Origin of the sequence: Motilimonas eburnea, from assembly GCF_021295345.1 — a bacterium.
In the GTDB taxonomy this organism is placed as follows: domain Bacteria; phylum Pseudomonadota; class Gammaproteobacteria; order Enterobacterales; family CBDFNC01; genus Motilimonas; species Motilimonas eburnea.
Map to the genome: position 1 here is coordinate 37,893 of NZ_JAIMJB010000005.1, position 14,785 is coordinate 52,677.

The following is a 14,785-nucleotide window of genomic DNA, read 5'->3' on the forward strand; positions in this document are numbered from 1 at the left end:
CCAAAACCCTGCGTTAGGAAGGGCGCCAAGCAAGGTAAAGCAAACACTCCCCTTGCTTGGCACTTTACTTATGGTAATGTGATTTCACGACTGACAGGCTCGCTGCCATTCACAGACAAGCTCACATTCAATACTTGCCCCGATGTTAAAACCGTATTCAAGTTGGCGTCATAGTTAAAGGTGACTCGAGTAGAGATCCCAGCAAGGAAACCACCAAGCTGACTCAGATCGGTCACTTCAAAGTATTCGCTACCTGTCTCACTAGAGATACGTTTCATATCCACAATATCAGAGCGAGAGAAACCTGTACCTGCTGCAATCACAGTAACAGGGTAGTTATACTGCTGAGCTCGCGTGATCACTTGATCGACATTGACATTTGAACTGTTATCGCCGCCATCGGTCAGTGCAACAATGGCAGGCTTAGTAGGATTAACATTTTCTAAGGTTGAAATCGCCACATCAATACTTTCTAAGAAAGCGGTTGCACCACTAAACGGATAACCGCTGATACGATCTATATTATCGGTGCGATCTGGATGGCGCTGAATCAGTGGCTCTTGGTAGCTTCCGTACGTACTCGAGTAACGGTTGTAAATGTCGATTAGGGTATGTAGGGTGGCAACATCTTGGGTAAAGTTGCCCGTACGGCCGGTATCTAAGGTAATGTTATCGCCATTACTGTCAAACATATTCAGTTCGGCATTAAGAATTTGGTCGGTAAACGGGTAAACATCAGAGCCAAACGAAATGACAGCTAATTCGGAAGCGGGGTCATTGGCTTTAGTCATGTCGATAAGCTGATGGGCGGCGGCCGCCGCAAGTGTATGACGACGATGAGGATTACCATCAGGAGCGAGGACATAGTCACCATTCTCATCTTCCACTCTCGAGATCATAGAGCCACTCGCATCCAGCGTGATGACAACAGAGGCGGAATCACTATCGGTGCTTTGTGAGCCTGTAATAGAAGGATTAACTACCGTTTGGCCATCAATAGTAAAGGTAAATGCGGAATCTTGAATACCGAGAATAGCTTTTTTAGATTCACTATCAGTCACGATAAAGTTGATTGTTTGGGTACCACTTTTTTTCAAACCTGTGATTTCATAGCTGGCTTGCTCCGAAATGGTTGATGCAATGCGTGAGGCGTTACTTTCAAGAAAATTGTCGACATCGGCAATAATATTTTTGAAACCCGCTTTTGCTGCCACAACTTGACTAATATTCTCAACGAGCGTTTCTGGCACGACAAATTCAAATTCACCACAATCATCAGTGGTGGCTGCAGGCTCAAGACTATCTCCTGCTGCCCCCTTCAATTCAACAATCGCATTTTGCAATGGACTGTAACCATCAGGAATGCCAGGACACGCTTGAGAACGCGCTTTAACTGGGATCAATGCGGATTTCGCATTCGCTGTAATGGTTAAAGGTACAACAAGCTGACCATTAATTGTGGTCATGACTGGCTCGGGTGTCGGGGCAACAGTTGGCTCAGGCGTTGGCTCTTCAGTAGGCGTAACGGTTGGCTCTGGAGTTGACTCTGGAGTTGGCTCTGGAGTTGGTGCTGCTGTGGGCTCAGCTGTTGGTACAGGTGTTACTTCAACCGCTTTTTCATCTGTTGATGAGCTGCTCCCGCCACAGGCGGATAAAGATAAGCTCAGTAGCACAGCCAGCGCAATACAGGATTTGTTCATGATATAGCCTTACTTTCAATGAAAAAAAAGTAAAACTATTATACATGACGAGTAAAGTAAAGATGGCTGCCTTGATGGCGATTGGGATTAAGCGCTAGCGCAAAAAATGAAAAAGTATCACTTGAATAATTACTAAGTCGCCAGCTTGCAATCACTTTCAATTTGTCCAAGCGGGGGGCAATAAAGGGCTGGCCAATATTCTTTGACCCATCGCTCATGGACAACTTAGCAAACCCAATAGTTAAGTCAGGCAGATACGCTCGGGCACATGATTAAGATTGACTGACCCTTTCCCCCAACGGCGCGAAGTGCATGGCCAGTGCGGTATCTAGCATGCGGTTAGCAAAGCCCCATTCGTTGTCACACCAAACAAGCGTTTTCAATAAGTTACCATTACTGACTCGGGTTTGTGTGGCATCGATAATGGCGCTATGGGGATCGTGGTTGAAGTCTACCGACACCAGCTCAGCCTCACTAAAATCAACGATGCCTTGATAGAAGGTTTGGGTTTGCTGTTTTAGCAGGTTATTGACGGTCGCTACATCGACTTGGCTTTTTAAACTGACACTTAAGTCCATGGCAGTGACATTGATGGTCGGCACACGCACCGCGATGGCTTCAAATTTATTGGCAAATTCCGGCATGATCCGCTCTATACCGCGGGCCAGTTTGGTATTTACCGGAATAATTGAAGTGCTGGCGGCGCGGGCCAAGCGCAGATCTTGATGATATGCGTCAATCACTTGCTGGTCGTTCATCGCCGAATGTATGGTGGTGATAGTGCCTGATTCGATGCCAAACGCTTGGTTAAGCAAGTGGATCACCGGCACGATGCAATTGGTGGTACAAGAGCCATTGGACACGATTTGGTGCTGCTGCGTCAGGGTTTGATGGTTAACGCCATAAATAATGGTGTGGTCTAAATCAGCACTGCCCGGATGAGAAAACAGAACCTTGCTGGCGCCGGCTGCGATATGGCGCAAACCATCGGCGCGACTACCGTATTTGCCGGTGCAATCTAACACGATGTCCACTTCAAGGTCATGCCAAGGCAACAAGTCGATTTCGGTTTGATGGAAAATGGCAATTTGTTGCTGCTCGATATAAAGGTGCTGCTGATCAAAATCCACTGCTGACTCAAATCGACCATGGCTGGAATCATATTGCAACAGATGCGCCATGGCTTTCGGGGTGGCCAATTCATTAATCGCAACCACCTGAATTTTGCCCACGTAGTCATTTTCATAAATTGCCCTAACAACACTGCGGCCAATACGGCCAAATCCATTAATGGCAATTTTTAACATTTTCTTATTCACTCCAAGGCACCAAACGCCTACTTTGCTCAACACTAGGGTATAAAGTGTGAACCTAGGCTATATCATTTCTAACTACTATATTTAATAATTTAAGCTAATTTACATTTACTTTACATCTAAGGCATTAGTTTTTTGATTGGCTCGCGCATTTGTTTGTTTCTCGCTTGGCTCGTTTGCTTTTTGTTAGTGAACCCACCGAGTGTGGCCAACGATCTTGCGCTCACCGAAGCCGAAGAAGCGTTTTTAACCGAGCACCCTGTTTTTCGCGTATCCAATGAAACCGATTGGCCGCCATTAGACTTTGTCGATAAGGGAGTGCCGGCTGGTTATTCCATTGACTACCTGAATTTGCTCGCTGACAAAATGGGCGTCAAGTTTAGTTACGTCAATGGTTACAGTTGGTTTCAGTTACTCGAACAAGCCAAAGCAAAAAAACTCGATTTAATGCACTCCATTGTCAAGACCCCAGAACGTGAAGATTATTTGCTGTTTTCAACCCCCTACTTTGAGATGCATCAAGTTATCGTTAGCACCCAGAAAAACAAGCATTTATCCCATTTGGCGGCATTGCAAGACAAAACCGTGGCCGTGATTGCCGGGTATCACTTCACAAAATTTTTGACTCAGCACTACCCCAATATCAAGCAACTTAATGTCGCCTCCCCCTTAGCGGCGCTGCGCGCGGTGGCGACAGGGCAAGCCGATGCTTACGTCGATAACTTAGCCACCGTCAATTTTCTCATCGAAAAACACCTGATGGGCAACTTATTTGTGTCAGGCAGTGTTGAGTTAGACGATATGCAATCCGGGTATTTGCATGTCGCGGTGCGTAATGACTGGCCCATCATGCAAAGCATCATTAATAAGGCCATCGCGCAAATTAAGGAAAGTGATTTAATTCCGCTGCGACAAAAATGGCTGGGGGAGTTTAACCGGATTAACCGAGCCAGCAGCTTAAATTTAACTCAAGTTGAACAAGATTACCTCAATCAACTGGATAGCTTAAGCTTGTGTGTCGATCCCGACTGGATGCCTTATGATCAAATCGATCAACACGGTCAGCACCAAGGGTTATTTGCCGATTACCTCACCGTGATGACCAAGCGATTGCAGCTATCCCTCTTTCTCAACCCAACGTCAAGCTGGCAAGAAACCCTGACCAAGGCGCAACAGGGTGAATGTGACCTCATTTCCGGCATCATTAACACCCCCGAGCGCCAACACTATTTGAATTTCAGCCAACCCTTTTTAAGCTCACCCGTTGCCATTATTAGCCAACAACAAACGCCTTATTACACCCTAGAGCAACTATCAGGAAAAACCTTAGCCTTGGTGGCTGGCTACAATGATGAAGTTGAAATAAGAACAAACTACCCCGAGATCAATATCAAACTGTTTAATGATGTCACCAGCGCACTGGACGCCGCTGCTAAAGGCGAGGTTGATGCAACACTGGGAACCTTATTTGTCAGCTTGTACCACATTCAAGAACAAGGCTTGGCCAACCTGAAAATGCATGGCTTTACCCCATTTAAAAACCACTTCAGCATCGGTATTGGTCATAAGGATCCGCTGCTCACCAGCATAGTAAATAAAGCCCTCGCCAGTATCGCGCCCGAAGAGCACATCGCCCTACGTAAGCAATGGTTGAGCCTAGATCCACAGCAACACAACGAACAGCTGGTTGAAAGCAGTCTCAAAGAGGGCCTTGATATTGACAATGACAACGCCATCTTTAATTTAGAGCAACAAGCTTATCTGAGCCATAAACCCTGGATCACCATGTGTGTTGACCCTGATTGGGCCCCATTTGAGTGGATAGATGATAACCAGCAGCACCTGGGGATTGTTGCCGACACCATGAAACTTTACCAACAAAAGCTGGGTAAAGAATTCAAGCTGATCCCAACCCGAAGTTGGACCCAAACCTTATCTAAGGCCAAGCAGCGCGAATGCGATATTATTTCTGCGGCTGCCATCACCCCAAGTCGAGAGGAATACCTGGATTTCGGTGAGCCTTTTATGAAGTTACCCGTTGTGGTGATCACCCGAGAGCTGCCCTATTTCATCGGTAACCTAGGCCAAATCGAAGGTAAACCAATCGGGATTGTCGCAGGCTACTCCCTAGTGGAGATGGTCAAACAACAGTATCCCAATGCCAATATTATTGAGGTCAGTAATGTTGAAAAGGGCATAGAGAAAGTCTCCACCGGCGAACTGTTTGCCTTTTTAGGCACAGTGGCATCCACTAGTCACGTAATCCAAAAAGGTAAAATCACCAATGTTAAAATCAATGGTGCAACCGGATTGGAGTGGTCGGTAGGCGTGGCAACCCGCAATGATGAACCGCTCCTTAGGCAAGTATTTGATATTGCGACTCGAGAAATCAAACCCACAGAGCACGATGAGATATTTAACCGTTGGATAAATATTAAATACTTATATGAAGGGGATTACCGTAAGCTCTGGCCCATGGCATTATCCTTGTTGGTGCTACTCAGCTTATTTGTCTATTGGAATCGTAAACTCAGCCGCTTGAATCGGAAAATTAACGGCTACCTAGATATCATTGACAATCATGTACTCAACCTGAAAATTGATCGCGACCAAACCATCATAGATGTCAGTGATGCCTTTTGCCAAGCCATTGGCATCGCCAAATACAAACTCGTTAATAGTGACTTTCGTTTGCTCTACAGCAATGCCAATAGCGATGACGTTGACACCGCCTTTCATGAGGCGATTAATCAACATGCAAACTGGCAGGGCGAATTTAGCTATGTGAAGAAAAATGGCAAACTGCTCAACACAGAAACCTACCTCTCTCCGATAAAGCGTGGTCAAAGGGTGGTTGGCTTTAGTGTGATCCAACAGGACATCACAGACAAAAAACGGATTGAAAACATTACCCGTATCGATGAGTTAACGGGTTTGTTCAACCGCCGCCATTTCAATGAAATTTTCCCCAAAGAGCTTACCCGGGCAAAACGCGATGGTAAGTTATTTGGTTTTATGATCATCGATGTCGATCACTTTAAGGCCTTTAATGATACCTACGGCCACCCCAAAGGCGATCAAGTATTAATCGATATTGCTAAGGCACTACAAAGTAAATTACACCGCGCTTGTGACTATGTGTTCAGACTGGGCGGTGAAGAGTTTGGTGTGATAGTCTCTGGCGCTGCGATCGACAACGATGTGTTAGATATTGCCTATCGATTAAAAGAAGCAGTGGAAGCACTCAATATTACCCATATTCGTAACCAACCTTACAACATCATCACCATTTCTATTGGTGTCAATATCGTCTCAGCAGACCAAGAGACAAATCAAGAGGCGATTTATCAACAGGCCGATGACGCGCTTTATCAAGCCAAAGGGCACAATCGAAACTGTGTACTCCTAGCTAACAAGTAAAAGCTATCAAAATCATAATCACGATAGCTTTTATCTATCAAGGCTATTGATCTAAACCATTTCAACGCCGCGTTATTTTCTTCCATAATGGCTACATCAAAACGACAAACCTTTTGCAAAATACAAGGAACATAAAATGTTAGAAAATAAAGAAGGCCAATCAGTACCTCAAGTTACATTCCACACTCGCGCTAATGATGCTTGGGTAGACGTAACGACAGATGAAATCTTTAAAGGCAAAACCGTCGCCGTATTCGCACTGCCTGGCGCGTTTACCCCGACTTGTTCATCAACACACCTACCACGCTATAACGAACTCGCTGGCGTGCTAAAAGAAAATGGCGTTGATGAAATCGTCTGTATCAGTGTCAACGATACCTTTGTTATGAATGCATGGTTGGCCGACCAAGAAGCCGAAAATATTCGTGTTATTCCTGATGGTAACGGTGAATTCAGCGCAGGTATGGGCATGCTTGTTGATAAAGATGACTTAGGTTTTGGTAAGCGTAGCTGGCGTTACTCTATGTTAGTTAAAGATGGCATTATCGACAAAATGTTCATTGAGCCAAACGAGCCTGGCGACCCGTTCAAAGTATCGGACGCAGACACCATGCTGAATTACATCAACCCGAATGCCAAAGCACCAGAAGCGATCAGCATTATCACTAAACCAGGCTGTCCTTTCTGTATCAAAGCCAAGGAACTACTAAAAGATAAAGGCCTTGCTTTTGAGGAAATCCTATTGGGTAAAGACGCCACCAGCGTAAGCTTAAAAGCACTGAGCGGCCGCACTACTGTACCTCAAGTGTTTATTGGCGGTAAGCATATTGGTGGCAGCGATGATTTAGCGGCTTACTTCGCCTAATACCGACAGCCGCCGCCCCTGTTCTTCAAGTGTTTATCGGCGGTAAGCACTAAACAGATCGGCGGCAGCGATGATTTAGCGGCTTACTTCGCCTAATACCGACAGCGGCAGCGATGATTTAGCGGCTTACTCTGCTTAAGCATTGCCAAACAAGGGCAAGTCTCTTGCCCTTGTTAATTAAACCAGTTCACTTACCTGATGTTATTGCTCAGTAATTTCAGGTAAGTAAATTACCCCCTTAATGAGGTTGTTATGAAAGTAAAACAATTAGACGTAGCGGTTATTGGTGGTGGCACCGCAGGCTTAGCTGCTTACCGTGCAGCAAAAGAAACCACAGATTCGGTTGCCATCATTGAGGGTGGCCCATTTGGCACCACTTGTGCCCGAGTGGGTTGTATGCCAAGTAAACTATTGATTGCAGCTGCAGAAAACGCCCATCAATACGAAAAATCTGCCGCTTTTGGCGTCCACCTTGGCCAACCGCAAATTAATGGTCAGCAAGTCATGTCCCGCGTCAAAGCCGAGCGCGACCGCTTTGTTGGCTTTGTGTTGGAATCCGTTGATGGCATTCCAGCGCAAGATAAGATTGCAGGTTACGCTAAATTTGTTGATGCCAACACCTTGCAAATCGGGGAAGATCTGCAAATTCAAGCCAAGCGCATTGTGATCGCCACAGGCTCTCGTCCTAGCTGGCCTGCGCCTTGGAATGTGTTAGGGGATCGACTTGTCATTAACGATGACATTTTTGACTGGGATGACTTGCCCGAATCGGTCGCCGTGTTTGGCCCAGGTGTGATTGGCCTTGAGTTAGGCCAAGCCCTACATCGTCTTGGCGTAAAAGTACTCATGTTTGGTGTCGGTGGCCAAGTCGGCCCACTAACCGACCCAGATGTCATGGCTTACGCCTACCAAACCTTTGCCAATGAGTTCTACTTGGATGCCGACGCTAGGGTCAGCAAGATTGAGCGCCACGGTGACAAGGTATTGCTCCAATACACAGATAAGCAAGGTAATGAACAACAAGCCTCAGTGGATTACTTGGTAGCAGCCACTGGCCGACGCCCTAATGTGGATAAAATTGGCCTTGAGCAACTCGACATCCAACTAGATGATAAGGGGGTGCCAGTTACAGATAAGTTCACCATGCAAACGTCTATCCCCAATATTTTTATTGCTGGGGATTCGAGTAACCAAATCCCCTTGCTCCATGAAGCGGCAGATCAAGGGAAAATTGCAGGCCACAACGCAGGCATTTACCCCGACATACGTGCAGGCCTGCGCCGTACGCCGATTGCTGCGGTGTTTAGCGACCCACAAATTGCCATGGTAGGGGAAAGCTATCGTGAAATAGAACGTCGCTTAGGCAGTTGTGGCTGTTTTGCTAGCGGTGAGGTGAGTTTTGAAAATCAAGGCCGCAGCCGGGTTATGTTAGTCAATAAAGGGCTACTTAAAGTCTATGGTGAAAACGGCACCGGTCGCTTCTTGGGAGCCGAGATGACAGGCCCCAATGCCGAACACTTGGCCCACTTGTTAGCATGGGCTCACCAAAACAAAATGACCGTGGCACAAATGCTGGATATGCCTTTTTACCATCCGGTGATTGAAGAAGGTGTGCGTACCGCACTGCGGGATTTGAATGCCAAGCTACACCTTGGGCCAGAAATGACCCAAATGTGTATGGAATGTGGCCCAGGCTGCTAACCCTTGCACTCGAGCTGCTCTATACCCAATCAACCTGGAGATGCTTGATTTCAGCAAGAGTTTACAGGCGTTTAGGCAAGGCATTGATTGCAGGTAATGGTTGTTCCCTTATCAAAATCAATAACGCGGCATAAACGCCTGTAAAACTTGCCCTTTGGAAGCGCCACCGTACTTCCACTACGTTGTTACGCTAATGTAGAAGGTGCCTACATTCCTGCATTAGCGTGCCTAGTATTGAAAGCACGGTGGCGCTCTGAAACATGCATCTTCAAGTAGATTGGGTATAGATCCAAAACGGCTTGTTGAGCGGCTCACTATTTTGCCTTTCAGTCTGCGCTAACCCTCGCTTACAATGACCTTTAGTTGACAGGAAAATAAATATCCTGAAAATGTAAACCTCTATCTCATTTTCAAAGGATGTTGGGCAATGATGGTGTTACGATGCGGGCTACTAGCCACCATTTTACTTGTTAGTGGCTGTGGCGGTGGCTCCCTTGATTTATCGGGTAAGCCCAGTGACGGCGGCGGAGGCTCGACGCCTGAAGTGCCAAGCGATAGCTTAATTTTAGCGCGAAGCGATAGCCCCTATGCCGACAAGCTTATCCCCTGTGTTCTTGGCTTACAGGCCAATAACGCTTGTTCCTTAAATGAACTGAACTTTATCTACCAAGCGACCCCTAATCCTACTGTTGAAGACATCATGAACCGGGTAGTGGTGTCAGATATATGGATGGCACGGCGCTTTGAAGAGATGCTCAAGCACCCTAACATGCCTAATACCATGTTGCCCTTGTTCCAGAGTGTGCGCGCCGTGGTGATCAGTAAAGACATTCGCCCTGCCTTTTTTAGCCTTTACTCAGGGGCCATCTATTTAGACCCAGACTTTATTTGGCTAACCAACGCGGAAAAAGCCACCATTAACAAAGATGAAGATGCGCGCGCCGAATTTGCTCGCCAATTTGACTTTTTAGCTACCCAGCGCTTTGTCAAAAATAATGCCCGTGCGTTTCCAGCAGGCACTCTCAGTGATCGAACCGAACGCAGTTTAGCGGCAACAGTTCCCTTATTGGCAAGCCTGCTATTTCATGAATTAGCTCATGCCCGTGATGCATACCACAGTACCTTTCTCGATACCCTAACCCCTTCCGATACGCGCTTATCGGACATCTTTCAAAACCGCACGATTAAGGTGATGAACCAGCAGCTATTTGTCGACACATTTGCCTTAACCGACAAAAATATGAAGTCATTATCTCAGGCACTCTACGGGGGCCAAACACCAACGGCAGAGCAAAAGGCTTACACCGCAGCCGAGGTGGGCGCGATGCTTGAGGGAGAAGGGGCCAACGATCAATACGCTTATTACACAGGCTATGAAGATTTCGCCATGTTGTTTGAAGAAACCATGATGAAATATCACTACAACATCGACCGTGATGTTGTTTATCTTGAAGTGCCTGATGAGTTGACTAAATGTGACGATTATGTGGTGGGTTGGGGTCAACGTAATCGCATTGCCGCCAGTGAAGTTCGCCCTCGCGCCCAAATGGTGGCAAGAAAAGCATTAGCCAATATCAGTGGTAATGAATTGTTAGAAATTGATGCATTCTTCAGTCGCCTAGGCTCACCCACAAGTCTACCTCTAATCGGCTACTGTTCTTCAATTAATCCAAATAGTCGCAGCTTAAGTGACAGTCAATTTGACCCACGCTTAGACAGCATTCGCTACTAATTGTATCGAAGAGTTAAGCGGCAGATGAACGCTTAACTCTTCTTAAGTCCCGATAGTCAAATGGATCTATCAGTACATTATTAACCTTAGCGCCTTGCGCGATCGCTTTTTCTTTGGTTGTTCTTACCATGGCTGGATCGCCAAATAAATAAACCTTAAACGCCGCCAATGAACTAAACCTTGCTAGGGCCAACTCTGCCATATTGCCCTGAAAATACTGTGCAGGTAAGTCTTCCCTCACTTGGTGCTGGTCATCTAAACAAGGCCGATAATGAAAGTTGTCAAAGGCCTCATCCATGCTCAACAGCTGCTGGTGAAAGTACAAACCCGCTAAGGTTTTACTGCCATGATAAAGATAAATTTGGCCGGCAAACCCCGAATCCAAGGCATCACGAATAACCCCCAATGCGGGAGCGAGCGCGCAGTCATTGGCAATTAATAACAAGTTCATATGACTAGGCGTATCATAATAAAACGCACGTCCATACGGCCCTTGAATGTCGATACAATCTCCCACCTTAGCTTCGTCAATTAACCAGTTACTGAGCACGCCATTTTTCATTCGCTCAATATGAAACTCTAAAGCCCCACCGCGCGCGGGCAAGCTGGCAATCGAGTAGCTACGCGTTTCACCATCGTCACGGCGAAAATTAAGAAATTGCCCAGCATGGTAATAAATGGGATTAGCAGGCTCTAACTCCAACACACAGACCTTATTATTGATCATGCGTTTAGCCGTGATCACGCCCCGCCCAAGATAATCGGCGCGCTTGCCTGTGGTTAACACCACATCCGAGTCGCAAAAAGCACTGCACGTTTTGTAATAATCTTGTAGCGCAAGAGTCTCGCGTAAGCCTTGCTGCGCTTCTTCATCTATCTCGCCGCTGACTTTTTGAAGGATGCAGCTTTGGCAAACCCCCGTTTTGCACGAATAGGGGATACTAACCCCTGCTGCCAATAGGTTATCAAGAAGTGATTTACTGGTATCGAGCGGGAAAGTCTGGCCGTTGAATGTTAGGGTTGCCATAAAAAACCTTTAGCTATCGCTTACTCATCTGAACTCGCCCGAGAGCGTAAACAGAGAAAAGTAACGCACGTCCATTTGTACTTGTTTTTTAGGTATAGAAGAAAATGAAGACTTGAGCGAACGTTTAATGGTCAAAAAAACACCACAAAAAAGCCACCCGTTCGGGTGGCTTCAAATCAGCACCAAAAAGGCTGTTTGTTTTCTTAGGCTTATTTCAGCTGGTAAACCGAAGTAGAGCCACTCACTTCATTACCAATAATCAGTAGCGGGTAACCCGTTGGGCTGTCTTTTTGGCTAACAAACAACATGCCTTCAGGCCCCACATCACCGGCCGCTTCTTTGGATGGGTCTTTACTGAAGTCGCGATTGATAGTGTAGCTGACAAATTTCGCTTCGGCAGGCACGGTCACATCGTACATCATAAAACCACCGACACGCTCTAAGCCGATAAAGGCATAAGTACGACCATCGATTTCACCAATAGTGAGCGCTTCTGGCTCAGGGCCTTTGGCACTTGAGCGGTCGTTTTTCTTGTGGGTTTGTGCACGATCATTGCTGGCGTTAAAGTTCTCTTTAACACGCTGCGCGGTGATACGTTCAAAATCGCTGCCCGAATCAAAAACCAGCTCACCCGACTCAGACCAAATTGAGAAAGAGCGCGCACCATAAGAATAGAGAGTTTCATATTCACCGTTGGCGTTCTTACCTAAGGTATTGGTAATTTTCAGTCGACCCAATTGAGTTTCATCGGTTTTATCCTTCAGAGCGGCGCTGAACTTCTCGCTATCGACTAAGTCTTCAACGCGGTATTCTTCATTGAAGGCTAGGCAGCCATCATCTTCGTCCCAAGCTAGACCGCCCTGTTTAGTACATTCGGCCTCACTGGCATCGAAGAAATATTCACGAGCATCACCTTCATTCGCCGTCACAAAGTAGTGTTGGCCATTCACGCTGTAGCTGGCAATGGAATCCGGTTGATACATGCCCACCACATTGTTCCATGGGCGGATGTTGATCTTAGCCTTACCGTTCGCTAACACCACGCCATCAATGCTATCGATATTGTCACGATCATTAAGATCAAGGGCATTATTAACTTGGCTGTAATCTTTGTAACCTAAGGCAATCAGTTGCTTGATCTCACCGTTTTTAACATCCACGACGGCAACGCCGTTGTTTTCTTGCAGTGACACAAAAGCCGTGCTGCTATCAGCCGTTACACTGATGTACTCGGGCTCTAAATCTTGTGCCAAGGTGGATGCAACGCCTTGCATGCTCTTACCATACACACGTAGGTCAGCCGGCACTTCACCCGCGCGCTTGCCACCTTGGTTAAACTCAGCAAAGCTCAGTTCAATGGCTTCGCTTGGCTGGCCTTGGTTGATTTTAATCAGGCTGATAGAGCCTTCAGGATCCACATTGTAGTCACCCGACGGCTCACCTTCGTTCGCGACTAAGACCGTTTTACCGTCAGGAGCAAATGTGATCATGTCAGGTAAGTAGCCTACTTTTACGGCCTTGATAAAGGTGATCTTGCCATTCTTAGCCACCTTATAAAAAGCAGCATAGCCACGACCTTGTCGTTTATTGCCATTACCATCACCCGCTTCAATAGCCACCGCTAATAAATCACCCGATACCGAGACGCTGTTGGCCGCCCCTACCAGTGGATCTGCCACATCTTTTCTAACGTCTAAGGTTGTTAACTTAGGTAGATTATTCAGTGTTAAAGGGTTATTCACCTTGGCCTTAGCCTTAAGTTTACGGCCATCAAGCACGTCGATAGCACCACTGTTAGCATTCACCACAAAAATTTGTTTGGTGCGTTTATTAAAGCTAACAATTTCTGCCGCACTTTCATCAAAAACACCCGTTGCATGACGTGCAATTAATGTCGGAACAGGTGCTTTCGTCGCCGCCGTTTCAGCGCCAGCGACAGCCAGACCTTGATAAGCTAACGCCAGACTGCTGATTAAAAGTGTATTAATGCCCTTAAATTTCATTATTTTCCCTAATTGTTATGGTTATCAAATTCAGCTAATGCTAATGATTATTTATTACAATTAAGTTTACTTTTTGTTTCACCCAAATGACAACAAAAAGCCGCTAATAATTAAATAGTTATAAGAAAAGAGTTGGTTTTTGGTAAGAAAAATAAGACAAGCTAAGTCTCAAGCATGATCAATTAAAAGCTCAATACCAGCCAAAAGCATGAATAGAAACCGCCCTTTTACGGGGCTAGGATTCACCCGTTAGGTGGCAGTGGAATCGGTTCCACTCCCACCAAGATCAATTTAACTTCGCTATCAGTGACTACTTAATAAATTCAAAAGCATCACCGTATAGATGAGCTTCTTCGATGCCCTGAGCGCGAAAATCTTCACGTGCCGCGCCTGACATCTCAAAGCGGCCCGCGATGTAAACGTCATAGCCTTCAAGGCTAACAAAATCGGCGAGTACGGCCTTATGTACCAGACCCGTGCGACCACCGGCGACCTCACCCTCTTCAACCACAGGGATATACGTGATATGTGAATGTTGCTCAGCAAGCTGAACAAGCGTTTGGTGAGCATAGAGGTGCTCAGGCTGTTTAACACCCCAATAAACAAATATTGGCTGTTTGTTGGCCGTGGTTAGGCTGTAATCGAGGATCGATTTAACGTAAGAAAAACCCGTACCGCCGGCAATTAAGATAACAGGGCGTTTTGATTCTTCACGGTAAAAAGCCTTACCCGAGGCAATTTCAACAGTGAGTTCACCCGTTGCTTTGACTTTGTCGATCACTTCCATCGCATACGGATTATGCTCAGAGGCGCCAATATGTAGCTCAATCACGTCCGAAGTTGGGCTATTGGCAATAGAAAAAGGTCGTTTGTCTTTTTCTCCCATCACGACAGTTAAGTACTGGCCTGCAATAAACGGGGCGTCTTGATCCGGTTTAAGCACCAACTTATACACAAAATCGGTGAATTGAGAGAGTTCAACTAATTTACAACTATATGATTTCATAACCCTTCCTAACGC

Annotated in this window: 9 protein-coding genes; 4 read left to right on the forward strand and 5 right to left on the reverse strand. The window is 46.2% G+C overall.

Annotation, left to right across the window (positions count from 1 at the left end; genetic code table 11):
- Positions 1 to 68: 68 nt before the first annotated feature.
- Positions 69 to 1,700, reverse strand: coding sequence for a hypothetical protein (locus tag K6Y21_RS06155; RefSeq protein WP_233070906.1), 1,632 nt, complete (start codon positions 1,698 to 1,700; stop codon positions 69 to 71).
- A gap of 272 nt (positions 1,701 to 1,972) precedes the next feature.
- The gene (gene epd, locus K6Y21_RS06160; protein WP_233071094.1) at positions 1,973 to 3,007 is read right to left on the reverse strand and encodes an erythrose-4-phosphate dehydrogenase; all 1,035 of its coding nucleotides are present in this window, start codon (positions 3,005 to 3,007) and stop codon (positions 1,973 to 1,975) included.
- A 198-nt stretch (positions 3,008 to 3,205) separates the two neighbouring features.
- Between epd and K6Y21_RS06165 the strand changes: the two genes are divergently transcribed.
- The 4 genes from K6Y21_RS06165 to K6Y21_RS06180 all read left to right on the forward strand — a co-directional run bounded on the left by K6Y21_RS06165 (position 3,206) and on the right by K6Y21_RS06180 (position 10,734).
- The gene (locus K6Y21_RS06165) at positions 3,206 to 6,436 is read left to right on the forward strand and encodes a transporter substrate-binding domain-containing protein (RefSeq protein WP_233071095.1); all 3,231 of its coding nucleotides are present in this window, start codon (positions 3,206 to 3,208) and stop codon (positions 6,434 to 6,436) included.
- A 136-nt stretch (positions 6,437 to 6,572) separates the two neighbouring features.
- On the forward strand, positions 6,573 to 7,301 hold the full coding sequence (locus tag K6Y21_RS06170) for a glutathione peroxidase (RefSeq protein WP_233070907.1): 729 nt from the start codon (positions 6,573 to 6,575) through the stop codon (positions 7,299 to 7,301).
- A gap of 252 nt (positions 7,302 to 7,553) precedes the next feature.
- Positions 7,554 to 9,002, forward strand: a complete 1,449-nt coding sequence (locus K6Y21_RS06175) for a dihydrolipoyl dehydrogenase (protein ID WP_233070908.1) — start codon at positions 7,554 to 7,556, stop codon at positions 9,000 to 9,002.
- Between the two features lie 427 nt (positions 9,003 to 9,429).
- Entirely contained in the window at positions 9,430 to 10,734 is a 1,305-nt protein-coding gene (locus K6Y21_RS06180; protein WP_233070909.1) for a hypothetical protein, read from the forward strand.
- Between the two features lie 13 nt (positions 10,735 to 10,747).
- Here the strand turns inward: K6Y21_RS06180 and K6Y21_RS06185 are convergent, their stop codons facing one another.
- From K6Y21_RS06185 to fre, 3 genes are all read right to left on the reverse strand, one after another.
- Positions 10,748 to 11,761: an FAD-binding oxidoreductase gene (locus K6Y21_RS06185; protein WP_233070910.1), complete on the reverse strand. Its 1,014-nt coding sequence runs from the start codon at positions 11,759 to 11,761 to the stop codon at positions 10,748 to 10,750.
- Between the two features lie 209 nt (positions 11,762 to 11,970).
- Entirely contained in the window at positions 11,971 to 13,764 is a 1,794-nt protein-coding gene (locus tag K6Y21_RS06190; RefSeq protein ID WP_233070911.1) for a choice-of-anchor I family protein, read from the reverse strand.
- A 310-nt stretch (positions 13,765 to 14,074) separates the two neighbouring features.
- Positions 14,075 to 14,770, reverse strand: a complete 696-nt coding sequence (gene fre, locus K6Y21_RS06195; protein ID WP_233070912.1) for an NAD(P)H-flavin reductase — start codon at positions 14,768 to 14,770, stop codon at positions 14,075 to 14,077.
- Between the last annotated feature and the right edge of the window lie 15 nt (positions 14,771 to 14,785).